The sequence below is a fragment of the Pseudomonas sp. S1_E05 genome, from assembly GCF_056337105.1.
Genome location: NZ_JBFRHM010000001.1, coordinates 2,678,005 through 2,701,261, shown reverse-complemented (window position 1 = coordinate 2,701,261; position 23,257 = coordinate 2,678,005). Strand labels below are relative to the sequence as shown.

At 57.8% G+C, this 23,257-nt stretch carries 22 protein-coding genes and 2 pseudogenes; 13 read left to right on the top strand and 11 right to left on the bottom strand.

The genetic code is table 11. The features are described from left to right. The first annotated feature begins 37 nt into the window (after window positions 1-37). On the top strand, window positions 38-868 hold the full coding sequence (queF, locus tag AB4N33_RS12500; protein ID WP_476457447.1) for an NADPH-dependent 7-cyano-7-deazaguanine reductase QueF: 831 nt from the start codon (window positions 38-40) through the stop codon (window positions 866-868). A 58-nt stretch (window positions 869-926) separates the two neighbouring features. Here the strand turns inward: queF and AB4N33_RS12495 are convergent, their stop codons facing one another. Beyond that, window positions 927-1,190: a DUF4404 family protein gene (locus AB4N33_RS12495; RefSeq protein ID WP_460116838.1), complete on the bottom strand. Its 264-nt coding sequence runs from the start codon at window positions 1,188-1,190 to the stop codon at window positions 927-929. Window positions 1,191-1,299: 109 nt separating this feature from the next. After that, entirely contained in the window at window positions 1,300-1,920 is a 621-nt protein-coding gene (locus AB4N33_RS12490; RefSeq protein ID WP_460116836.1) for an HAD family phosphatase, read from the bottom strand. 202 nt (window positions 1,921-2,122) lie between these two features. Between AB4N33_RS12490 and AB4N33_RS12485 the strand changes: the two genes are divergently transcribed. Next, entirely contained in the window at window positions 2,123-2,812 is a 690-nt protein-coding gene (locus tag AB4N33_RS12485; RefSeq protein ID WP_476457446.1) for an MlaA family lipoprotein, read from the top strand. Between the two features lie 60 nt (window positions 2,813-2,872). Here AB4N33_RS12485 and AB4N33_RS12480 read toward each other — a convergent pair whose 3' ends face one another. Next, window positions 2,873-3,172: a PilZ domain-containing protein gene (locus AB4N33_RS12480; protein WP_476457445.1), complete on the bottom strand. Its 300-nt coding sequence runs from the start codon at window positions 3,170-3,172 to the stop codon at window positions 2,873-2,875. 275 nt (window positions 3,173-3,447) lie between these two features. Here AB4N33_RS12480 and rssB point away from each other — a divergent pair, with 275 nt between their 5' ends. Further along, window positions 3,448-4,632: a two-component system response regulator RssB gene (gene rssB, locus AB4N33_RS12475; protein ID WP_460116831.1), complete on the top strand. Its 1,185-nt coding sequence runs from the start codon at window positions 3,448-3,450 to the stop codon at window positions 4,630-4,632. After that, a complete protein-coding gene (gene rssC, locus AB4N33_RS12470) occupies window positions 4,629-5,111 on the top strand; it encodes an anti-sigma factor antagonist RssC (protein WP_460116829.1) in 483 nt (160 codons plus the stop codon). Before rssB ends, rssC begins: the two co-directional genes overlap by 4 nt. Before the next feature lie 192 nt (window positions 5,112-5,303). On the opposite strand, the gene tal is transcribed toward rssC, so the two are convergent. Together tal and dusA are read right to left on the bottom strand one after the other, a co-directional pair. Continuing rightward, on the bottom strand, window positions 5,304-6,230 hold the full coding sequence (tal, locus tag AB4N33_RS12465; RefSeq protein ID WP_476457444.1) for a transaldolase: 927 nt from the start codon (window positions 6,228-6,230) through the stop codon (window positions 5,304-5,306). A 194-nt stretch (window positions 6,231-6,424) separates the two neighbouring features. After that, window positions 6,425-7,435, bottom strand: coding sequence for a tRNA dihydrouridine(20/20a) synthase DusA (gene dusA / locus AB4N33_RS12460; protein ID WP_476457443.1), 1,011 nt, complete (start codon window positions 7,433-7,435; stop codon window positions 6,425-6,427). A gap of 102 nt (window positions 7,436-7,537) precedes the next feature. Between dusA and AB4N33_RS12455 the strand changes: the two are divergent. The 3 genes and pseudogenes from AB4N33_RS12455 to AB4N33_RS12445 all read left to right on the top strand — a co-directional run. Further along, window positions 7,538-7,669: pseudogene (locus tag AB4N33_RS12455) on the top strand (site-specific integrase); the annotation flags it as partial. Window positions 7,670-8,154: 485 nt separating this feature from the next. Beyond that, window positions 8,155-9,471: a hypothetical protein gene (locus AB4N33_RS12450; RefSeq protein WP_460116804.1), complete on the top strand. Its 1,317-nt coding sequence runs from the start codon at window positions 8,155-8,157 to the stop codon at window positions 9,469-9,471. A 199-nt stretch (window positions 9,472-9,670) separates the two neighbouring features. Next, window positions 9,671-10,375 (top strand): acylneuraminate cytidylyltransferase family protein, encoded by a 705-nt coding sequence (locus AB4N33_RS12445; protein WP_460116802.1) that lies wholly within the window; start codon window positions 9,671-9,673, stop codon window positions 10,373-10,375. A 129-nt stretch (window positions 10,376-10,504) separates the two neighbouring features. Here AB4N33_RS12445 and AB4N33_RS12440 read toward each other — a convergent pair whose 3' ends face one another. Continuing rightward, a complete protein-coding gene (locus AB4N33_RS12440) occupies window positions 10,505-11,290 on the bottom strand; it encodes a transporter substrate-binding domain-containing protein (RefSeq protein ID WP_460116801.1) in 786 nt (261 codons plus the stop codon). Between the two features lie 256 nt (window positions 11,291-11,546). Between AB4N33_RS12440 and AB4N33_RS12435 the strand changes: the two genes are divergently transcribed. Continuing rightward, entirely contained in the window at window positions 11,547-13,586 is a 2,040-nt protein-coding gene (locus tag AB4N33_RS12435; protein WP_476458815.1) for a TonB-dependent receptor, read from the top strand. A 29-nt stretch (window positions 13,587-13,615) separates the two neighbouring features. Here AB4N33_RS12435 and AB4N33_RS12430 read toward each other — a convergent pair whose 3' ends face one another. Beyond that, window positions 13,616-14,320: a murein L,D-transpeptidase catalytic domain family protein gene (locus AB4N33_RS12430; RefSeq protein WP_460116798.1), complete on the bottom strand. Its 705-nt coding sequence runs from the start codon at window positions 14,318-14,320 to the stop codon at window positions 13,616-13,618. An 81-nt stretch (window positions 14,321-14,401) separates the two neighbouring features. On the opposite strand from AB4N33_RS12430, the gene AB4N33_RS12425 reads away from it, so the two are divergent. Together AB4N33_RS12425 and AB4N33_RS12420 are read left to right on the top strand one after the other, a co-directional pair. Continuing rightward, window positions 14,402-16,129, top strand: coding sequence for a L,D-transpeptidase family protein (locus AB4N33_RS12425; protein ID WP_460116796.1), 1,728 nt, complete (start codon window positions 14,402-14,404; stop codon window positions 16,127-16,129). Window positions 16,130-16,304: 175 nt separating this feature from the next. Then, window positions 16,305-17,876: a sensor domain-containing diguanylate cyclase gene (locus tag AB4N33_RS12420; RefSeq protein ID WP_460139755.1), complete on the top strand. Its 1,572-nt coding sequence runs from the start codon at window positions 16,305-16,307 to the stop codon at window positions 17,874-17,876. 38 nt (window positions 17,877-17,914) lie between these two features. On the opposite strand, the gene AB4N33_RS12415 is transcribed toward AB4N33_RS12420, so the two are convergent. Then, window positions 17,915-18,241, bottom strand: coding sequence for a hypothetical protein (locus tag AB4N33_RS12415; RefSeq protein ID WP_460126767.1), 327 nt, complete (start codon window positions 18,239-18,241; stop codon window positions 17,915-17,917). An 83-nt stretch (window positions 18,242-18,324) separates the two neighbouring features. Further along, window positions 18,325-18,912, bottom strand: coding sequence for a GNAT family N-acetyltransferase (locus tag AB4N33_RS12410; protein WP_460116794.1), 588 nt, complete (start codon window positions 18,910-18,912; stop codon window positions 18,325-18,327). A gap of 127 nt (window positions 18,913-19,039) precedes the next feature. Between AB4N33_RS12410 and AB4N33_RS12405 the strand changes: the two genes are divergently transcribed. Both AB4N33_RS12405 and AB4N33_RS12400 read left to right on the top strand, forming a co-directional pair. Beyond that, window positions 19,040-19,834 carry an exodeoxyribonuclease III gene (locus AB4N33_RS12405; protein ID WP_460116792.1) on the top strand — a complete coding sequence of 265 codons (795 nt, stop codon included), beginning with the start codon at window positions 19,040-19,042 and terminating at the stop codon, window positions 19,832-19,834. A gap of 97 nt (window positions 19,835-19,931) precedes the next feature. Further along, complete coding sequence (locus tag AB4N33_RS12400) at window positions 19,932-20,759, top strand: arylamine N-acetyltransferase family protein (protein WP_460116791.1); 828 nt, start codon at window positions 19,932-19,934, stop codon at window positions 20,757-20,759. Between the two features lie 7 nt (window positions 20,760-20,766). On the opposite strand, the pseudogene AB4N33_RS12395 reads toward AB4N33_RS12400, so the two are convergent. Continuing rightward, window positions 20,767-21,086 (bottom strand): annotated as a pseudogene (locus AB4N33_RS12395) (BrnA antitoxin family protein). Between the two features lie 3 nt (window positions 21,087-21,089). Then, the gene (locus AB4N33_RS12390; RefSeq protein ID WP_460116789.1) at window positions 21,090-21,371 is read right to left on the bottom strand and encodes a BrnT family toxin; all 282 of its coding nucleotides are present in this window, start codon (window positions 21,369-21,371) and stop codon (window positions 21,090-21,092) included. 257 nt (window positions 21,372-21,628) lie between these two features. Between AB4N33_RS12390 and AB4N33_RS12385 the strand changes: the two genes are divergently transcribed. After that, window positions 21,629-23,149, top strand: coding sequence for a nucleobase:cation symporter-2 family protein (locus AB4N33_RS12385; protein WP_476457442.1), 1,521 nt, complete (start codon window positions 21,629-21,631; stop codon window positions 23,147-23,149). The last annotated feature ends 108 nt before the right edge of the window (window positions 23,150-23,257 follow it).

Here is a 23,257-nt window from a genome sequence, read left to right as displayed (position 1 = left end):
TGATAGAATCCGCTGATTCTTCAGTCAGGTTTCCGCCATGCATCCCGCAGCCGAACACTCGCCGCTGGGCAAATCCAGCGAATACATTGCCACGTACACGCCGTCCCTGCTGTTTCCGATCCCGCGCACCGCGAAATGGGCCGAGCTGGGGCTGACAGCCGAGACTTTGCCGTACAAGGGCGTGGACTTCTGGAACTGCTTTGAGTTGTCGTGGCTGCTGCCGTCGGGCAAGCCGGTGGTGGCCATCGGTGAGTTCAGTATTCCTGCGGACTCCCCGAACATCATCGAATCCAAGTCGTTCAAGTTGTACCTCAATTCCCTGAATCAGACGCCATTCGCCGATACCGCCAGCCTCGAATCGACGCTGGTCAAGGACCTGTCGGCAGCGGCGGGCAAGCCGGTGGGCGTGCGGGTCCGCAGCTTGCGTGAAGTCGAGGCCGAAGGTGTCGTGGCGCTGCCGGGCGTGTGCATTGACGACCTGGATATCAGCGTCAGTAACTACGAGCATCCGCGCCCAGAGCTGCTGCGTTGCGATGAATCGCGGGTTGTCGAGGAAAGCATTCACAGTCACCTGCTCAAATCCAATTGCCCGGTAACCAGCCAGCCCGACTGGGGCAGCGTGGTGGTTGAATACCGTGGTGCGGCGCTGGATCATGCCAGCCTGCTGGAATACATCGTCAGCTTCCGCCAGCATTCGGACTTCCACGAGCAGTGCGTGGAGCGGATCTTCCTCGACCTGCAACGCTTGTTGAAACCTGCGAAATTGACGGTGTATGCGCGTTATGTGCGCCGTGGCGGGTTGGATATCAATCCGTATCGCAGCACTGAAAGCGTTCAATTGCCGAACCATCGATTGGTCCGTCAGTGACCCGTTGATGGTGGGAGCTAGCCTGCTCCCACCATCACGTTCAGTGGATTGGGATTAATCAGATCCCCATATTGCCCAGCGCCTGTGCGATGTTGCGCAGGGTGCCAGCCAGGGTCGGGTGTTCGAGCTCGAAGCGTTCCACCGCCAGATTGACGCCGTCGGCGAGGCTGGTGTCGGGGGTTTTGGTTTCCAGTTCGAGCTTCAGCTCGATTTGTTGCATCAGTTCGTGCAGGTTCTCGCGCTCGGACTCGGACAGTGGAGGATTCTGTTCCAATTGCTCGCGCAGGGCATTGAGCTGTTCTTGCAGTTCGCGGGCAGGCATGGCGTTCTTCCTTATGTCGATAGGCACTTGCATAGACCGCAGCGGCTCGCCAAAGGTCTATGGCTGACCTTTAGATTAATCCACTCGTGCGCAACCTGCATGATCTCGATCAGGGCTTTTCGCCTTTGCAGCGACGCAGGCTGATGTCTGCCAGGCAGGTGTCGAGTTCGCCAAGGTGATCGATTACCGAGTGCACCCCCAGACCGAACAGTTGCACCGTAGCCTTGCCGCGCAGGCGTTCACGTTCCTTCTGGCTCAAGGCATGCCAATCCTTGGGTGCCATCCCGCACAACGAGCCGCAGGACGCCAGGCCAATCGTCCACAACCCGGCGTTCAGGCCGGCCTGCAAGAGTCGTGGTTCGCCGCTGACCAGTACGCAGCCATCCAGTCGCTCGACATTCAATGCCATCAATGCTTGCCAGCAGGCATCCGGCGCCGGCCACGGCCTTATTGTTGCGAGGTGTTGCGATGGTCTGATCCATTCCGGCAGCGCAGTCGCCAGGGATTGGCTGAGGGCAGGGGAGAGTTCGTCGAGCCAGGCGCAGGGTATCTGCTGGCGCTGCAAGCTGAGCAGGCTGTCAAGTGCGCCTGGAGTCATCTCGGCTTGGTCGGCACAATGCACGCCTTGCTGGCGCGTGCGAGCGCCGAAATCCACCAGGCAACCGCTGAGGCCGAACAGGATGGCAGTCAGGTTCGGTGCAGCAAGGGGCAAGGCTTCGGCGTGCGGCATGTCAACGTCCCTGAAATAACGAAAAGACTATGGGACATCGATGACAGTTGAGTGACATTGCTGTGAATGGCTCGCAGTCGTGCGCGAATCACTGTAAGTCATCGCCTACGAGGCTGCATAAATAACTGTTTCCGTCTTATACTTGCCAGCTTGATGCCCGGGCCAAGAGGCCTGCGCCCCGTACAAACCCAAGGAGTTTTTTATGCGCTGGAGCAATCATCTAGCTCAGCTTTGTGTGTGCGCCAGCGCGTTGCTGGTTCCGTTCGTTGCCCAGGCAGCCACGGAAGACGATCCTTGGGAAAGCGTCAATCGTCCGATTTTCGAATTCAACGACTTCATCGATACCTACGGGCTCAAGCCTCTGGCTCAAGGCTACCAGGCCGTGACCCCGCAGTTCCTCGAAGACGGCATCCACAACATGTATCGCAACGTCGGTGATGTCACCAACCTTGCCAACAACATCCTGCAAGCCAAGCCGGCCGCTGCTGGCGTCGACACGGCGCGCCTGATCTTCAACACCACCTTTGGCCTGCTGGGTTTCTTCGATGTGGGCACCAAGATGGGCCTGAATCGCAGCGACGAAGACTTTGGCCAGACGCTGGGTTACTGGGGGGTCGGAAGCGGCCCATACGTCATGCTGCCGCTGCTGGGTCCAAGCACCGTGCGCGACGCGCCTTCCAAACTCGTCGACAGCTATACCGGCCCTTACCGCTACATCAACGACGTACCGGTGCGAAACTCGATCTTCGCCCTGAATATCGTGGATACACGCGCCAGCCTGCTGTCGAGCGAGAAGCTGATCAGTGGCGACAAGTACACCTTCATTCGTAATGCCTACCTGCAAAACCGCGAGTTCAAAGTGAAGGACGGCCAGGTCGAAGACGATTTCTGATACCGGCCGTAAAAACGACAAAGGCGGCCGACTGGCCGCCTTTGTCCGTTCTGGAATCCGTTATTTCATCTTCAGTATTGTAAGCCCGAGTTTCTGGCCGCCGCCGTCCTGTTCTTTCACCCACACCACTTCGGTATCGGCTTCAAGGCCCCTGAGCGCGGCGTGATCGGATTCGATTCGCACGCTGAGGCGGTCGCCAACCGCAAATGAACGAGGCGCCTCGACTTGCATGCCACTGCTGGAAAGGTCGATGCAGACGGCTGCAACCTCATCTCCCTGATGGATCAACGCGACATCGGCATCGACCCGCATACGGATGAAATCCCGCTTTTCGCTGTAGTCCCGATCGGTTCGACTCATGGGCTTGGTCCTTCCATTGGGTTACGGTTTTGCCTGTTCTTATAACTCCCGGTGATTTGACAAGTAAAGACGTCAAGCGACCATCGGCGCAAGCTTGAAACGCCCCGCGGATGGGAGTACCGTCTGCGCCTTAGAAGGGCACCTCTGGTGTGCCAGCGAGTAGGGTCCATGCCCGAAAGCGGTGCGGCAGAGAGGCTAGAAAGCGAATCCAGTAGTGTGAGCCGGGACATTTCCCTGCCTGCTACGCCAACCTAATTCTGGCGCCGTTTGCCCACATGCCAAAAACCAGTGCCACGCTGCTGATAATCGATGATGACGAAGTAGTGCGCGCGAGCCTCGCCGCCTATTTGGAAGACAGTGGTTTCAGCGTCTTGCAGGCCAGCAACGGCCAGCAGGGTCTACAGGTATTCGAGCAAGACAAGCCCGACTTGGTCATCTGCGATCTGCGCATGCCGCAGATGGGCGGTCTCGAACTCATCCGCCAGGTCACCGAGCGCTCGCCACAAACCCCGGTCATCGTGGTGTCCGGCGCTGGCGTGATGAACGATGCGGTCGAGGCGCTGCGCCTGGGCGCGGCGGATTACCTGATCAAGCCTCTCGAAGATCTGGCCGTGCTCGAGCATTCCGTGCGTCGGGCCCTGGATCGCGCACGGCTGCTGCTGGAAAACCAGCGCTATCGCGAGAAGCTGGAAAAGGCCAACCGCGAACTCGAAGCCAGCCTGAACCTGCTCCAGGAAGACCAGAATGCCGGTCGCCAGGTGCAGATGAACATGCTGCCGGTCAGTCCCTGGACCACCGACGAGTTTAAGTTCGCCCACCAGATCATCCCGTCGCTGTACCTGTCGGGTGATTTCGTCGACTACTTCCGGGTCGATGAGCGTCGGGTCGCGTTCTACCTGGCGGACGTTTCCGGGCATGGCGCTTCTTCAGCCTTCGTCACCGTGCTGCTGAAGTTCATGACTACGCGCTTGCTGTTCGAGTCCAAGCGCAACGGCACATTGCCGGAGTTCAAGCCTTCCGAGGTCCTTGGCCATATCAACCGGGGCCTGATCAGTTGTAAGCTGGGTAAACACGTCACGATGGTCGGTGGTGTCATCGACGAGGAGACAGGTTTGTTGACCTATAGCATCGGCGGTCATTTGCCGTTGCCTGTGTTGTACACGCCAGAGAGTGTCCGTTATCTGGAAGGGCGTGGGCTGCCGGTGGGGCTCTTCAACGAGGCCACCTACGAAGACCACGTGCTGGAGCTGCCGTCGACGTTCAGCCTGACGCTGATGTCTGATGGCATTCTGGACCTTTTGCCAGAACCTACACTCAAAGAGAAAGAAGCGGCCTTGCCCCAACGGGTCAAGACAGCGGGCGGCACCCTGGATGGGCTGCGGCAGGTTTTTGGATTGGCCACGCTAGGGGAGATGCCGGATGATATCGCCCTGTTGGTGTTGAGCAGGAATCTTCAATGAGTACCGGTAGAATCCAGTTCGCCGAGCAGGACGGCACCTTCGTCCTGAAGTTCGTCGGTGAAGTTCGCCTGACCCTGTGTTCGGCGTTGGATGCGACTATTGAGCGGATCTTCACGGCGTTGAACTTCAACGCGATCGTGATCGACCTGACCGAAACCCGCAGCATCGACAGCACCACCCTTGGCCTGCTGGCCAAGCTGTCGATCCTGTCGCGGCAGAAGGTCGGCCTGCTGCCGACCGTTGTCACCACCCACGAAGACATCACCCGGCTGTTGCAGTCCATGGGCTTCGAGCAGGTGTTCAACATCGTCGACAAACCCGTGCCATGCCCGGAGTGCCTGGACGATCTGCCCGATCAGGATCAATCCGAAGAAGTGGTGCGGATCAAGGTGCTCGAAGCGCACAAGATCCTCATGGGGCTCAACGATTCCAATCGCGAAGCGTTCCATGACCTGGTGAACGCGCTGGAGCGGCGCTGATCCAGGACCTCTGTTGGAGCGATGGTGGCCCCGACACAGCGGGGTTTCAGACATCCCGCGTAATCGTTGGCCTCCATCGCGAGCAAGCTCGCTCCTACAGGGATGGCGCCAGCCGATCCACCTCATGACCCAACGGCCGCAAAAAGGGCGAACCCACCAGGGTTCGCCCTTTTTGCATGGCTACAGATCAGCTCACAGCTTGGCCTGCAACAGCGCCTCGAGCTTCTCCTGATCCCGGGCGAACTGACGAATACCTTCGGCCAGTTTCTCGGTTGCCATTGCGTCCTCGTTGGACAACCAGCGGAATTGCGCTTCGTTGAGGCTCAGGCGCGCTTCGCCGGCATTGCCCGGCACCAGTTTGCGTTCCAGCTTGCCGGTGTCCGCCGCCAGCTTGTCGATCAGGTCGGGGCTGATGGTCAGGCGGTCACAGCCGGCCAATTGCTCGATCTGGTTCAGGTTACGGAAGCTGGCACCCATGACCACGGTCTTGTAGTCATTGGCCTTGTAGTAGTTGTAGATGCGCGTCACCGACTGTACGCCCGGATCATCGGTGCCTGTGTAGTCGTTTCCGTTGGCTTTCTTGTACCAGTCGTAGATTCGGCCCACGAATGGCGAAATCAGGAACACACCCGCATCGGCACACGCCGCCGCCTGGGCGAACGAGAACAGCAGGGTCAGGTTGGTCTGAATGCCTTCTTTTTCCAGAATCTCGGCAGCGCGAATGCCTTCCCAGGTGGACGCGATCTTGATCAGTACGCGATCACGGCCAATGCCGGCCTTGTCGTACAGCTCGATCAGGCGGTGCGCACGCTTGAGCATGGCGTCCGTGTCGAACGACAGGCGCGCATCCACTTCGGTGGAGATGCGTCCAGGGATGACTTTCAGAATTTGCTGACCCACCGCAACGCCAAAGCGGTCGCTGGCCAGGCCTACATCACCTTTGCAGTCGCTGACACATTCATTCAGCAGATCGGCATAGCCGGCAATGGCTGCGGCCTTGAGCAGCAGCGAGGGGTTGGTAGTTGCGTCCACCGGCTTGACGCGGGTGATTGCATCCAGGTCGCCGGTATCGGCAACCACGGTGGTCATCTGTTTGAGTTGTTCCAGCTTGGAAGTCATGAGCGTGCTCTGTCCTATGGGTCCAATGACATTACCCGAGCGCTGACAGCCACTCAAGGGTGTATGTACGTATCGAAGGCCCCGGCGGCAACAACCTGAAAAACGGCTGTTTGAATGGCGGGGCGCGGTGTCGATAAATACGATGACAAAACCGCGTACAGGTTCAATGCGAGCGACGGCGAGCGTGATCGTGCCTACCGTCCTTCCAGCAACTGCGCCGCCTGATCGAGCAACGCCAGGGGCTCTTTCGTCTTGTGGATATCCACCGACAGCAACTGGCGGAACTTGCGTGCACCCGGAAAACCGGTGCCCAACCCCAGCACATGGCGGGTGATGTGGTGCATTGACCCGCCCGCATCAAGGTGCGCCGCAATATAAGGTCGCAACTGCGCCAGCGCCTCGGCCCGGCTGATGATCGGTGCCGTGCTGCCGAACAGTTGCTGATCCACTTCGGCCAACAGATAAGGATTGTGATACGCCTCGCGGCCCAGCATCACACCGTCGAACGTCTGCAAATGCTCGCGACAGTCTTCCAGCGTCTTTATCCCGCCGTTGAGAATGATCTCCAGCTCCGGAAAATCCGCTTTAAGGCGCGCCGCCACGTCATAACGCAACGGTGGAATGTCCCGGTTCTCCTTGGGCGACAACCCTTCCAGAATCGCAATCCGCGCATGCACGGTAAAACTCGTGCACCCGGCCTCGCGAACCGTGCCGACAAAATCACACAACTGCTCGTAACTGTCGCGCCCATTGATGCCGATGCGATGCTTGACCGTCACCGGAATCGACACCGCATCACGCATGGCCTTCACGCAATCGGCCACCAATTGCGGATGCCCCATCAACACCGCGCCAATCATATTGTTCTGCACCCGATCACTGGGGCAACCGACATTCAGGTTCACTTCGTCGTAACCATGCTCCTGCGCCATGCGCGCACAGGCCGCCAGGTCCAACGGCACACTACCGCCCAGTTGCAGGGCAAGCGGATGCTCGGCTTCGTCATGGCGCAGGAAGCGCTCGTGATCACCGTTGAGCAGGGCACCGGTGGTGACCATTTCGGTGTAGAGCAGGGCGTTTTTGGAGAGCAGGCGCAGGAAGTAGCGGCAGTGTCTGTCTGTCCAGTCCATCATCGGGGCAACGGAGAACTTTCGAGACAGCGCAGAGCTTGGGTTTACTGCCCTGGGATCAATATTTTTTACCATTTTGCCCAACGTGTTTTTAGCGAAATCTTGAGTGTTTGGGGCGTTTTCTGAGTTTCAGTGGCGCGATGTACCACTTCGAGACTCACGCGTACCATTGCCGATATGGCGACTATCAAGGTGAGAACACTGGCTGATGGGACCGTGAGGTATGCCGCTTAGATCCGCATCAAGCGCGACGGAGTGCAAGTTTACCAAGAGAGTCGGACCTTCGCCCGAAAACAGCTCGCCAAGGCTTGAGAGGACGCGCCCATGCGCATGCACATTTGAAATGCCGGCGCGCATCGAAATTCTCCAATGGCGCGATGGCTCGCTGGCGGAGAAACGATCTCCAAATGGCAGGCGACTTTTCTAGCCGAGGCTGGTCAGGAGTCTACACCAGCCCGTGTCAGATAAGGCTCAAGGTTGCGGTAAAAGGGTGATCCTGAGGGTGACCAGCTACTCTGAGTGGGCGGTATTGACCACTACGGCGGGAAGCTTCGGCGGCCGCTTTATCGGAGTTTTACCGGTGCTCAGAACATGTAGGAATGCGCCCTGAATAGCTCGATGGAGTTGGACGCAGAAAACCGGCATGCTCGTCGAGCTGCCAGCTTAAGACGTAACTAGATGTATTAATCACGCCCGTGCCATAGAAATCTGATTACATTACCGATATTGCCTGCCTAATGGTTTGCCCATGCTTCAACAGGTAATGCTCCGGAAATACCTCCAAACAGGACGATATGAGTATATTCAACAAAAAAACGAAGAAAGTAGCGCTGATATGTGTGGGACCGTTGGGATGTTATGTCGCCTATCAGATCTTGTTTATCGGGCGATATCTGGACATTGAAAAATACCCGTTGCTCACATCTGCTTACTTTAATGGGGCGGCGATCGTAGACATGATTTGTGCATCGCTCGTGGCTGTGCTAGGGGTGGTTGTGGGGCGACGGTTTGGCGCCTGTGATGAGTTTTCCCCAACCCGCAAACCTCTATCGACGCTGACTCTTATGCTGATTTTGATTGGCATAATCAGTCTAATGGCTCTCAATATTTATAGCGTTCTAGGTACGCTCTCTCCGGCTAATATTCTTCTGGAGTACCATACCTACAATTTCAAGGCTACCGATGGCGGAGCGTGGATGATTCTTGCGATGTATGCCGCTTTGTTCCTTCAGTTAATGGACATGTATTTCGGCGGTGTCACGAAGAGGAACGGTGTGTTCCTCATGTTGAGTATCCTCATAGTGTCCTTTAGCGGTGGGCGTGGGATCTTGATCCTTTTCGTACTCATGTTCATCGTAATGCTGATGTACCAACGCATTGGCCTCGTGAAGTTCTTGATGGCGTCGGGTCTCGCAATTGCATCAGTAGGTACGTCGTTCTTCCTCATTACCGATATGCGCGCGCCGACTGATTATGCCGAGGTCGCCTCACATGAAGCGCCGGTCCCTGGAGGCGCAGCGAATGCTGGGGCTGAGGCTGAGGCTGAGGCTGAAAATATGAATGAGGCTCGGGTTGCCCCCACAGACAGCTACGAGGATCTGAATTACAACGCTGCATTCATTTCAGAAGACGTTTTGCTCGCGATTAAAAATCACGATATCGAGCCCCGTGCATATGCAGCCGAAGACGCACTGGTGGCTTTCGTCCCACGCAGGCTAATGCCAAACAAGCCTATATCTACAGCTGAAACGAGGGCAATCTATCCCGATGTAGCAAAACGCGGTACGAACATCACATTCCCGCTCAAGGCCAATTTGCTCATGCATCTTGGTCACTGGGCGTTCTACGCGGATTGGATCGTCGTTGCGATCTGTCAGACTCTTATGTTCATTGGCATCTCGCGGCGCACCAGAACCCCAAGCATCTCCTCGTTCACTTTACTGTTCAGCGGGATCGCCTTCACGCTCATCGCCAGAGGTGGAATATTTAATGCCCGCCTGCTCGTGATCGTGCTCTGCATTTTCGCAGGGTATGTCGGCTATTGCCGCCTGTTAAGTATTCAAAATGGCTGGTTTTTTCGTGGGGGCAGATCAATGTCGCGGCCGATCTAGTATTTCCCGTCAGACCAGTCAGGCGACTCCGCCAGGGGGTTGACAAGTGCTGAGGTTGAGTGAGCGCCGAGCGTTATGCAATGCTCAATGCTGGCTTGTCCCGCAAGCTCTAAACGTGGAAGCCGACTCGTCCGTTGTCTGAAGGGTTGGGAGTAAAAGGAAAAATCAGTAGAATTGGTGTTTAGACTGTGGAGCGGAAATGAAAATACTTGCAATCATTCCCGCGAGGGGCGGCTCCAAGCGTCTAGTTGGAAAGAATATTAAGATTTTGGGTGGGCGTCCGTTGATCGCCTGGACAATTGAAGCAGCGCTGCAAAGTGGCGTTGTGACCGATGTGATAATCTCGACAGATGATATGGCGACTGCGGCCATCGCCAGAGAGTTTGGCGGCAATGTACTTAATATCAGGCCAGCCCATTTGGCGACTGACACTGCTAGCAGCTTCGATGTAGTAACGCACGTGCTCAATGAGTACGAATTCGCTAACGGATCTGTAGATGGTGTGATGCTATTGCAACCCACCTCGCCATTTCGTACGGCAGAATCCATCCAGCGCGCTGTGCTGCAGTTCCGCAAGGATACATCTAGGTCAATAGTCAGTGTCGCGTCGGCGAGTTCTCATCCTGCTTGGTGTTTCAAGCTGGAAGGCGACACGATGACGCCTTTTCTCGGATGGGATAACTTATCCAAGCGCTCTCAGGATCTAGAGCCTGCATACACTTTGACTGGTTCAATTTACCTGCTCTCGCCGAAACTTCTTAGAGAACAGAAAGGATTTTTAGGTCTCAACACTATTCCACTAGTGATAACTAGTAACACAGAGTCGCTGGATATTGATACTCCTGAGGATTGGAGTGTTGCTGAACGTGTTCTGGAGCAGATAGCGATAGACAAAGCTAAATGAAGTGTTGAGTTAAGAAAGATTTTTACTTGATATGCGCTAAGGGTTCTTGATAGGCAGGCAGGAGCCGGGATTACCCGAGTCTCATTGAAAGTGGCCATTGATGTCCAAGGCATCAATGGCCGTCTGGGACTATTTTGCCTCTTGCACCGCAATCCACTGCCCCAACACCTTCTGATACTTCCCCGTCACCTTCGCCAGGTGCAGCCACTGATCGACGTACAGTTTCCACGTCATGTCATCGCGTGGCAGCAAGTACGCTTTCTCGCCGTACTGCATGAACTGCGTCGGGTTCACCGCGCACAAACCGGGCTTGAGTTTCTGCTGGTACAGCGCTTCCGAGGCATCGGTGATCATCACGTCGGCCTTTTTATCCAGCAACTGCTGGAAGATGGTGACGTTGTCGTGCAGGGCCAGTTGGGCTTTGGGCAGGAACGCGTGGACGAAGGCTTCGTTGGTGCCGCCGGCGGGTTCCACCAGGCGCACCGCTGGCTGGTTGATTTGCTCGACGGTCTGGTAGAGCGCCTGGTCTTCGCAGCGCACCAAGGGGATTTTGCCGTCGATGTCCAGGGTGGTGCTGAAGAACGCCTTTTTCTGGCGCTCCAGCGTCACCGAGATGCCGCCCATGGCGATGTCGCATTTACCCGCCAGCAGGTCGGGCATCAGGGTTTTCCAGGTGGTCTGTACCCATTGCGGCTTGACGCCCAGGCTGTCGGCCAGTGATTGGGCCATGGCAATGTCGATGCCTTCGAATTCGCCGCTTTCGGTCTTGAAGGTGTAGGGCTTGTAGTCGCCCGTGGTGCAGACCCGCAGTTGCCCTTGCTCAATGACGTTGTCCAGGTGCGAAGGCTCTGCTTGGGCACCCAACGACAGGGCGAGCAGGCTGCCGATGACTGACACACGTGTTGTTGTTCTCATTGTTATCCGGCTTCCGTGAGGGAGGTGGGGGCCTGATTGTGCCGCAAATAGAGCGGCGAGCCGCAAACCATCGCGAAAGATACCGTGTCTGATTCGATACAAACTCGTTCTTGAATAATAATGAGAAGCCTTATCAATAGCTCTTGTCTAAAGATTACTTTCGATTAGACTCCCGCAGGCCGTAGGCATACGGCGCTCTTGATGTAAGAAAAAACACAAAAATCTTTCGCGGGGAGCGGGGCGTGAAAAAAATACAATTGCGTTGGCTGTAGGGTCGGCTGTTTGCCTGTCTGGCAGTGTGTGGGCGGCCGACCCATCGAGCACATTGGAGATCGCTCCGATCACGGTGACGGGTGAAAAGATCAACCGTACCCTGGAGCAGACCCAGTCAAGCGTCGTGGTCGTGACGGACAAACAGTTGCGCGAGAAGGAAGATCACAACCTGATCGACGTGTTTGCCCGCACCCCTGGTGTCTACAACCAGTCCGGCAACGAGAACTGGGGTATTCGCGGCGTGCCGGTGTCGGGTTTCGATGACCAGGGCCCGGCCACCCTCAACGGCGCGGTCTCGGTATTTGTCGACGGCGCGGTGCAACCCAACCGTGCACTGACCCTCAGCCCCATGCCGCTGTGGGACGTCGAGCAGGTTGAAGTATTTCTCGGCCCGCAGTCCACCACTCAGGGTCGTAACTCCCTGGCCGGTGCCGTTGTCATCCAGACCAAAAATCCAACCTTCGAACCGAGCTTTTCCGCGCAAACCAACGTAGGCAACTACAACGAGCGCGGTGGCGCGGTGGCGGGCGGTGGTTCGATCGTCGATGACAAGATCGCCGGCCGTATTGCCGTGGACTATCAGGAAGGTGACGGCTACATCGACAACGTCTTCACGGGCGATGACGCCAATCCGACTCGCGCTGCCAATGCCCGTGGCAAATTGCTGATCCTGCCCAACGACGATCTCGATGTGCTGCTCACCTATGCCCACGGTGAAAGCCGCAAGGGTGACAACTCGGTCATGCGCGAGAACGACAGGATTCGTTATTACAAGATGACGTCCAACACCAAGGCGTACGACAAACTCAAGCAGGACACTGTCAGCGCCAAGGTCGATTATCGTCTGGATGACAACTGGTCCATCACCAGTCTTACGGCCAACACCGACTCGGACTACGACGCACGTCTCGACTTTGATCAATCCGCCACGGCCAATCGGGTCGTGCAGCGTAAGCAATACGGTGACTTGTTCAGCCAGGAGCTGCGACTGAACTACAACTCGGACACCGTGAAGAGCTTCGTAGGTGCGTATTACGGTCACAACACCAACAATTTCCACGACCGGTTGTTGAACAACAATGCGCTGTCCGGCACTGTCAAAGGCGATACGACAATTGAAAACAACGCTGTGTTCGGTGAAGTCGACTGGACCTTTGCTCCACGTTGGACGTTGATTACCGGCCTGCGTTACGACCACGAGACCAACGACACCGATATCGAGGTGGATGATTTCTCCAGCCCCGGCAAGGTCAAGAAGTCGTTTGACGCGGTGCTGCCGAAACTGGGTGTGGACTATGAGTTGGCCACCGACCAGTACGTCGGCTTCATGGTGCAGAAGGGCTATCGCGGCGGGGGCGTCAACGTGCGCGCTGGAGGCGGGCACGAAGATTACGATCCGGAATACACCACCAACTACGAGCTGTCCTACCGCGGCTCGTTCTTCGACAAGAGCCTGCGCACCCGCGCCAACCTCTACTACACCGACTGGAAAGACCAGCAGGTCAGTGCGTTGGACCCGAACACCGAGTTTCTCCACGTGTTCAACGCCGGCAGCAGTGACATCAAGGGCCTGGAAGTCTTTGTCGAGAAGGATTTCAGCGAACAGTTGACCCTGACTGCTGGTGCATCGGTGACCGTTGGCAAGTACAAGGATTTCGTCACGGGTGACGGTCGGGACATGAGCGGCGAGGACTTCCTCTATTCGCCCAAGTACAAAATGTCGCTGGGCGGGACCTATCGCTGGAATGATCGCCTGACCCTGAACACCGACGTGGTCTACCAGAGCACGGCACCGTCGGAATACGAGTTCGACGATGCCGGCCAGGTCACGGGCGAGCGCCGCAGTGACAACTACTGGCTGGCGAACTTCAACGCCGAATACAAGATCACCAAAAATGTGGCGGTATCCGGTTACGTGAAGAATGCCTTCGACAAGGAATACGTGACCAACAACCGCAGCGGCGACATCATCGATGTCGGCGCACCACGCACGGTGGGCCTGGTGCTGCGTTACGACATGTAAGGCGAGTCAATCGTGGGACGGGGGAGGGTTCAACGTTTGCTCGTTGATTTCTCCGCTGTCGCCACCGTCCCGCTTCCGCAATTGATGTAGGACGAAGTCTTCAGCCAGCGCTTGTCCGGGTAGTACGAAAACAGCAACTGCCCGCCTTTCATTGAATCAATCAGCTTATGGGCAATGGCCGGGCGCACGGCCGGGCAGCCGAGGCTGCGTCCGATCCGCCCATTCGCCCGCGCAAGCACCGGGCTGACGTAGGGGGCACCATGAATGACGATAGCCCGGTCGAAGGCGTTGTCGTTGAAGCCCGGTTCCAGACCTTCCATGCGCAACGAGTAGCCATTCTGCCCAACGTAGCTCTGCTGGGTGCGATACAGGCCGATGCTCGTGGCGAAACTCTCATTGCGGTTGGAGAAATTGACGGCCATGTTCTCGCCACTGTTGCGGCCATGGGCGACCAGTTCCTGAAACAGCAGTTTGCGCTTCTTCAAATCGAACACCCACAGGCGTTGCTGAGTCGAAGGCAGGGAATAATCGATGACGGCAAGTCTTTGGACAGGAGCAGCGCCTTGAGCGATGCTGCATTGCGAGGCACGAACGGCGAGATCGATGACCTTGGCATCAGCCTGCGGAGCCGCTTTGATAAGGGCGGAGGCCAGGGAATCGGCGTAGGCTGACGGTACGAACATTGCAGTCAGCAACAGGCCCGGCAGCAGGTGGCCAAAACGTAGTAGCGCCATATAGATGTCTCATCATGTTAAGTTCGAGTCTAGCAGTGCGTAGAAAGCCAGGCGTTGAATGCGGGAGATTAAGGATTATCCATGGTGCTTTTAACAAGGTTATTCGTCATAAGCCGCGTATTTTTTATGGTCTTTCTGATCAGCGGCACGGCGCTTGGGGAAACGTCGTCGATTGAGACGTTAACAACAGCTAACTCCGTTTTACCGGCGGCAGCCGATGACGATGTCGCTCTGGCGATCCAGGCTTCGCTGGAGCCGCTTGAAACGGCGTTTCCTCCACTGCTGACGTCGGCGCGTCATCGGCGCCTGGACGTTACTCGTCTGGTCATGGATTTTTACACCCATCGCGCCTACCGCGCAGCATGGACCCAGGACAGCGACGTCGAACAATTGATCGCCAGCCTCAACGCGACCGACGCGGATGGCCTGAACCCGGCGGATTTTCACATCGATGAGCTGATCCGATCCCGGGAAGCGCTGCAATCGTCGTCCGCCACCGCCGAACAGCGAGCGGCATTCGATCTGGCAACCACGCATACCTTCATCACCGCGTTGCTGCAATTGCGGCGCGGTAAGGTCGACCCTGCGCGACTCGACATCCACTGGAACTTCGATGCCGATGGCGTCGATCCTCGTGACGACCTCAACGCATTCTTCGCCGCACTCGACAACCATGAGGTAGCCAGGGCGTTTGCCCTGGCGCCGCCCCAGGAAGCGGTCTACGCGGGGATGCGCCAGGCATTGGCGCAGTTGCGCAGCGTACGCGAGCGTGGCGGCTGGCCAAAAGTGACGGTGGATCATTCGCTCAAGCCCGGCATGGATGAGCCGGCGGTCGCGCAGTTGCGCGCGCGGATGGTCGCGGCCGGTTTTCTCGATCCGCGGCTGATTCACGGCAACAAGTACGACGGCGCCGTCACTGCGGCGGTGAAGAAGTATCAGGACGAGCAATACCTGGGCGCGGACGGCATGGCCGGGGCCAACACCCTGGCGGCGTTGAACGTGCCTGTCGAGGCGCGGATCGATCAGGTACGGGTGAACATGGAGCGCGCTCGCTGGTTGCTTTACAAGCTACAGGGCACGTTCGTGATCGTCGATATCGCCGGCTATAAGGTCGCGATGTACCGCGATGGCCAGCCGATCTGGCGTTCCCGAGTGCAGGTCGGCAAGGCGGCGCGCAATACACCGATTTTCCAGGCGCAGATTTCCTACATCACCTTCAATCCAACCTGGACCGTGCCGCCCACGATCCTCAAGGAAGATGTACTGCCGAAAATCCAAGTCAATCCCGGCTACCTGGCGGCCAACCGCATGCGGGTGATCGATCGCGAGGGTCGCGAGGTGGACCCTTCCACTGTCGACTGGACCAATCCACGTGGGCTCAGTCTGCGCCAGGATGCGGGTAAGGACAGCTCGCTGGGGCAGGTTGTAATCCGCTTTCCCAATGATTACGCCATTTACCTTCACGACACGCCGCATCGCGAGCTGTTTGCCAAGACCGTCCGGGCGACCAGTTCCGGCTGCATCCGCGTGGAGAACCCGCTGCAACTGGTCGAGTTGCTGTTCAACGACCCGATCAAATGGGACAGCGCCGGCATTCAGAAACAACTGGCCAATGGCAAGACGGAGAACATTCGGCTGCCGGTGAAGGTGCCGGTATTGCTGGCGTACTGGACGGTCGATCTGGGCAGCGACGGACGTGTGTCGTTTAAACCGGATGTGTATGGCTACGATGCACCTGTATTACGGGCGTTGAATCGTCCTTCGCCTGTGCCTGTGTTGAGTTTGCACGCGGTGGTGGCGGGCCAATAGTCGACGGGCGAACGTAGGCGAGCGGGGGATGCGCGAAGTCATTGGGCGCATTTGCAAATGCTCGATGTAATACCTGTCGAAAGGACAATTGCCCCTTGTCGACACGTAGACTAAGCTCGCCATGTTTAAGGGTTTTGGGCCGCTTGCCCATGCCTTGCCCTTGCAGGATGAGCTTTTGCCTATCTCCGACGACGACCCCCGCCACACCAGTGGTACTGCCTTGAAACGGCTGCCCCTGCGCAAGGCTGCGGTGCTGTTTATCACCTTGGTGTGTTTGTGCCTGTTTGGCTTGCTGTACCTGCAACTCGAACAATCACGGCGGCACGATCTGGAGGTTGCCGAGGCGGCGTCCTCAAACCTGACCCGGGCCGTGGCGCAGCAGGCTGAAGATACTTTCACGAAAGCTGACCTGGTGCTGACCAGTCTGGCGGACTGGTTGCAGGCCGACGGTTTCGGCCCGGCACAGATATCCGTACTGCAGAAAATGTTCGCCCGACGTGTGCTGGCGCTGAGTCAGTTGCACGGGATCTTCCTCTTCGACCAGAAAGGCCAGTGGATCGTCACCTCGTTCGAGGGGCTGCCCCGTGGTCCCGGTGTGGCGGACCGGGAGTATTTCCTGTTTCACCAGCAGAACATATCGTCCGTGGCGCACATTGGTCCGGCGATTCGCAGTCGTACCAACGGCGAGTGGATCATTCCCGTTTCCAAGCGGGTGAATGACAGAAACGGCAACTTCAAGGGCGTTTTGCTGGCCGGCATCAAGCTCAGCTACTTCGATCAATTCTTCAAGAGTTTCAGCCTCGATGAAAACGGTTCGATCGCGCTGGCGCTGAGCGACGGAACGTTGCTGGCGCGGCGGCCGTTCGTGGAGGCGCAGATCGGCCAGTCGTTGGCCAAGGGCGAGATATTCAGCAAGTACCTGGCCGGTGCCATGTCCGGCAACGCGATGATCGCTTCGGTGCTCGACGGCTCCATGCGGTTGCATGGTTACCGGCAACTCGATGCCTACCCGCTGGTGGTCACGGCGGCGACCTCCAGGGAATCGATTCTCAAGGGTTGGTACGATACCGCGTTGCAGTCCAGTCTCATCGTGGCCCTGGTGGTACTGGGCGTGGGCCTTTTCGGCTGGGTGTTCGTGCGCCAGGTGCGCCTTGGCGAGCGGGTCGAGCAGGATCTGCGCAAGGCGCAGGAAGCTCTGAAGCTGATCGCGACCCATGACAGCCTCACGGGGCTGGCCAACCGTCGACTGTTCGAGCAGGCACTGGAGATCGAATTCAGCCGTGATATCCGGCAGTCGACTTCGTTGGGCCTGATCATGCTCGATATTGATTACTTCAAACGCTACAACGATGCCTACGGCCACGTGGCCGGTGATCATTGCCTGGCGGAAGTGGCACGTGCGGTGAAAAGTTGCTGTCAGCGCCCGGTCGACCTGGCCGTGCGTTACGGCGGAGAAGAATTCGCGGTCCTCCTCCCTGAAACCGACATTCATGGCACGCTCGTCGTGGCCGAACAGATCCGCCGCAGTGTCATGGCGCGCAACATTATCCACAGCGGCGCGCCCAGCGGCCATGTGACCGTGAGCTTGGGCTGTCATGCCTTTGTGCCGACGCGCCTGGACAGCATTGAGGTGTTCATCGAACGCGCCGACGCGGCCCTGTACCAAGCCAAGCATTCGGGGCGGAACCGGTCGGCGGTGTTGTCGATTGAAGGCGCTTTCGGGGAACTGATGCGTTCTGATCGCTGAGTGCAGCGAGCGCCCTCAACAGGGTCGACTTTATGCGGTCAACCGCCGGTGCCGCCTCCCGCGCCGCCGGTGCCTCCACCTGACGACCCGGTCCCGCCACCCGCGCCGGAGCCACCGGAGCCGCCGGTTCCGCCGGAACTGCCACTGGAGGTGCCCGAGCCGCTGCCGCCCCCGTTGCCGCCGTTCCCGCCATTATTGCCGCCCGAAGGTTCGCCGGGGTTGTTGTTGGGGGACATGGTCGAGCCGCCCGTGGATCCAGATTTGGTGCCGCTGGCGTCAGCGCCATCGCCGCTGGCCGCATAGGCAGTTGCGCCAGTGGCCAGCAGACTCGCCAGGAGCACTGAGGTGAGTTTGATGTTCATCAGGATACCTCTTCAAATGTGAGTCGATACCTGATGTTGGTGTAGCGCGCCGAGGACTTGGTGCTGACCGGGTGACGAGCGGTTAACTAGCGAGAAGCGTCGCCTGCGAGTTTGTGCTCGAGATTTTCGCGTACCTGCGGCCATTCATCATCAATGATGCTGAACCGCACGGAATTGCGCTTGCGGCCGTCCGGCATGATGCGCTCATGACGCACGATGCCTTCCTGCTGCGCCCCGAGCCTGAGAATGGCATTGCGCGATTTCTGGTTGTTTTCATCGGTGGTGAATTGCACGCGCACGCAGCCCAGGACCTCGAAAGCGTGGCGCAACATCAGGTATTTGGCTTCGGTGTTGACGAAGGTTTTCTGCCAGCGACTCGAGATCCAACTGCTACCGATTTCGAGCTTGCGGTTGAGCGGGTCAACCTTCCAGAACCGTGTCGAACCGATCACCTCGCCCGTTTCGTTCAGCACGATCGCGAAGGGCAGCACTGTGCCGGAATCCCGGCCGTCCAACGCTTTTTTCAGGTAGGCGTCCACGGTTGTCGTGGAGGGTACGATGGTGACGGTCAGGTTCCACAGTTCGCCGTCGGCAGCGGCCTGGACCAGAGCATTGGCATCGCTGTATTGCAGTGGGCGCAGGCTGATTCTTTCGCCGTGCAGGGTGGTATCCATGGGCTGATTTTTCTCGGCGGATCAGAAGGGTTCAGGACGCCTATTACGCCGTATCTGCAAACCTCGACGCAACCAGCGCAAGGAGCGGATGTCACACGCACAACACCTTTGTCCGGAGGGCTGGCCCATGAAGAAATTGCGAATCGCAACGTTCAACGTCAACGGCCTGCGCGCCCGACTGCCCAACCTGCTGGCGTGGCTGGAACGAGAGAAACCGGACATCGCCTGTCTGCAGGAACTCAAGTCGGTGGACAGTGCGTTTCCCGCCGCCGAACTTGAGTCGGCGGGTTATGGTGCCATCTGGCAAGGTCAATCGTCGTGGAACGGCGTGGCGATCCTGGCGCGCGATGCCCAGCCCCTGGAAAGCCGACGCGGTCTGCCCGGTGATGACAGCGATACCCACAGTCGCTATCTGGAGGCGGCGGTGCATGGTGTGCTGGTGGGGTGTTTGTATCTGCCCAATGGCAATCCGCAGCCAGGTCCGAAATTTGATTACAAACTGGCATGGTTCGAAAGGCTAATCACGTACGCCAAGGGTCTGCAAGGCACCGAACATCCCGTGGTGCTGGCCGGTGACTACAACGTGGTGCCGACCGACCTGGACATCTACAACCCACGTTCCTGGCTCAAGGATGCGTTGCTCCAACCGCAAAGTCGTGAGTGTTATCAGCGATTGCTGGATCAGGGTTGGACCGACTCACTGCGCCATTTGTATCCCGAGGATCGGCTCTACACCTTCTGGGACTATTTCCGACAACATTGGCAGAAGAATTCCGGTTTGCGTATCGACCATCTGCTACTCAATCCGGCGCTGAGTCCTTATCTGCAAGAGGCGGGTGTCGATGCCTGGGTGCGCAATGAGCCGCATGCCAGCGACCATGCTCCGACGTGGATACAACTGAGTTCACGCAAGCAACGCTGACTTGTTCGAGTGGCAATTGGTGAAATCAATTGTCGGTCGCGACGCTTTTTCCCTTATACAGGGTGCCACAAGCGGCACCTCGTATAAGGAATGACCAATGAGTGAGATACGCCTGAGCAATCGCGCGTTGTACCTGCAACGGCTGGGTTACGACATGACTCCGCCGCCGACCCTGGAAACCCTGCGCCAACTGCAGCTGCGTCACACCGGTGTCTTCCCGTTCGAAAACCTCACCACGTTGTCCGGCCAGCCGGTGCTGATCGACCTGGCCTCTATCGAACACAAGGTCCTGCACCAAGGGCGCGGTGGTTACTGTTACGAACTCAACCATTTGTTCCTGGTGCTGCTGCAGGAGCTGGGCTTCGACGCTCAGGGTATCTCCGGCCGCGTGGTCATGGGCCAGCCTGAAGGCGCCTGGACCGCGAGAACACACCGCTTGAGCCTGGTTACCCTGGATGGCGTGCGCTACATTACCGACGTGGGGTTCGGCGGTATGGTACCCACCGCGCCACTGAAGCTCGACACGGATGCTGAACAATCCACACCCCATGAACCCTATCGCATTGATCGGCATGTGGATGGCTACACATTGCGCGCCAAGGTTGAGGATGAGTGGCGGCCGATGTACATCTTTGACCTGCAGCGCCAGGAAGACATCGATTACGCGGTCGGCAACTGGTACGTCTCGACTTCTCCAGATTCACCGTTCATCCAGCGCCTCATGGTTGCGCGAACGGGTGACGGCTCGCGGCACACGTTGAACAATGGCAGCTTCGCGATCCATCGGATCGGCCATGAGAGCGAGCGACGCCAGGTCGCGGATGTGGAAGAACTGGTTGCGTTGTTGAAGGGAGAGTTCGGCATCCAAGTGCCTGCCAATGAGCCGTTGAAGCAAGTACTTGGGCGGTTGATCGAACCCGTGTAGGGCGGGCCTATGGGCGGGCATCAGGCTCCATCATTTGCTGAATTTCGCTGACGGCGTCGAGCAGCTTTCTCTCCAGTGTTTTCAGGTCAGAGGCGGTAATGCCTTTTTTCAGATGCGCAGCGTCTGGGGCCGCATCTTTTTTTGATTGAGCAGGGCATGGCGCAGTGTGTTGTTGATCACTGTCTGGTAGCCATACCCTTCGCTTTCCGCCAGTGCCCGAGCCGCTTCTATAACGGACTCGTCCAGCATGATGGTAATGCGGGTTTTGCCCTTGGCCGGAGCAACCGACCCGCGCCTGGCATTTTTGAAATCGTATTCATCTTTCATGGCTTAAGCCTCCAGGTATTGGCGACGCTCGTTTCTCGTGGCGGCGCGCGCTGAAATGATTCGAACGAAATTCGGGTCACGATAGGTGTATGCGACCACCAGCAAACGACCTTTTGCATCCAGCCCCATGGTGACCCAGCGTTGCTCATCATGATCTTCATCCTGAAGCGTCAACGCTCTTTCGTCATTAAACACAGCCTCGGAATCAGCAAGGCTCACACCACGATGCTTCAGTTTATTTGCCGCGTTCTTGCTTTTGTCGAACTGAATTTCGAATGACTTCATTATGCATACTTTATATGTATGTAAAAGGAGGCAACTCTACCGGTCGTCGCCAGGCTCATTAAGAGCCTAGCGGGGGAAAGCGGCGGCTTTGAGGTCATGTATTTCAAGGTTTATTGAGCCATTACGGGGTATGGCGGCACTGGGGTGTGACCAAGTGTTCATAAAATGTCCATAGAGTTGTATACAACTCTATGGACATTTGTCTTTGGTCTTGCATACAGTGTGCGCATAACAAAAACCAGGGAACCCCCCCAATCATGAAAACGCCCCATGTTTCACCCCAACGGCCCGAGGACGAAAACCTTGGGATCGGCGCGAATATGGCTTACGGCCTGCAACATGTTCTGACCATGTATGGCGGTATCGTCGCGGTGCCCTTGATCATCGGCCAGGCGGCCGGGCTCTCACCGGCGGACATAGGTTTGTTGATTGCTGCTTCATTGTTTGCGGGGGGGCTGGCGACGTTGCTCCAGACCCTCGGCCTGCCGTTTTTCGGTTGTCAGTTGCCGCTGGTGCAGGGCGTGTCGTTCTCAGGCGTCGCCACCATGGTGGCAATTGTCAGTACGGGCGGGGAGGGTGGGTTTCAGGCGATCCTGGGCGCGGTGATCGCCGCCTCACTGATCGGTTTGCTGATCACACCGGTGTTTTCGCGAATTACCAAGTTCTTCCCGCCGCTGGTCACCGGAATCGTCATCACCACCATTGGCCTGACGCTGATGCCGGTGGCTGCTCGCTGGGCCATGGGCGGCAACAGCCATGGGGCGGATTTCGGCAGCATGGCCAACATCGGCCTGGCAGCAGTGACGTTGATGCTGGTGTTGCTGCTGAGCAAGATCGGCAGTGCGACCATCTCCCGTTTGTCGATCCTGCTGGCGATGGTCGTGGGTACGATCATCGCGGTGTTCCTTGGCATGGCGGACTTCTCGTCAGTCACCCAAGGCCCGATGTTCGGTTTCCCCACACCGTTCCACTTCGGCATGCCGACATTCCATTTTGCCGCGATCCTGTCGATGTGCATCGTGGTCATGGTGACGCTGGTAGAGACCTCGGCGGACATCCTGGCCGTCGGGGAAATCATTGACACCAAGGTAGACTCCAAGCGGCTGGGCAACGGGCTGCGGGCCGACATGCTGTCGAGCATGATCGCGCCTATCTTCGGATCGTTCACACAGAGCGCCTTCGCCCAGAACGTCGGGCTGGTGGCGGTGACCGGAATCAAGAGCCGCTATGTGGTCGCCACGGGCGGTCTGTTTCTGGTGATCCTTGGCCTGCTGCCTTTCATGGGGCGAGTCATTGCAGCCGTGCCGACCTCGGTTCTGGGGGGCGCGGGCATTGTGCTGTTCGGCACCGTGGCCGCCAGCGGCATTCGTACGCTGTCCAAGGTCGACTATCGCAACAACGTCAACCTGATCATCGTTGCGACCTCCATCGGTTTCGGCATGATCCCGATTGCCGCGCCGAATTTCTACGACCACTTCCCGAGCTGGTTTGCCACGATCTTCCATTCGGGTATCAGCTCCTCGGCGATCATGGCCATTGTGCTGAATCTGACCTTCAACCACCTGACTGCCGGTAACTCGGACCAACAGTCGGTATTCGCCGCAGGCACTGAGCGTGTGCTGCGTTATCAGGACCTGGCCGCGTTACGCGAAGGTGATTACTTCAGCGAAGGCAAGCTGCGTGACTGCGACGGCAAGGAAGTACCCGTGATCGAAGTGGACGACCACGGGCATGGCGAACCGCGAACGATGCACGCCAACAGCAGCGAGCACGCCTGACCCTTGTAGGAGCGAGCTTGCTCGCGATGGCGGTGTGTCAGCCAGCGAAGATGTTGGATGTGCCGGCCTCATCGCGAGCATGCTCACTCCTACAGAGAAAACCTGAAG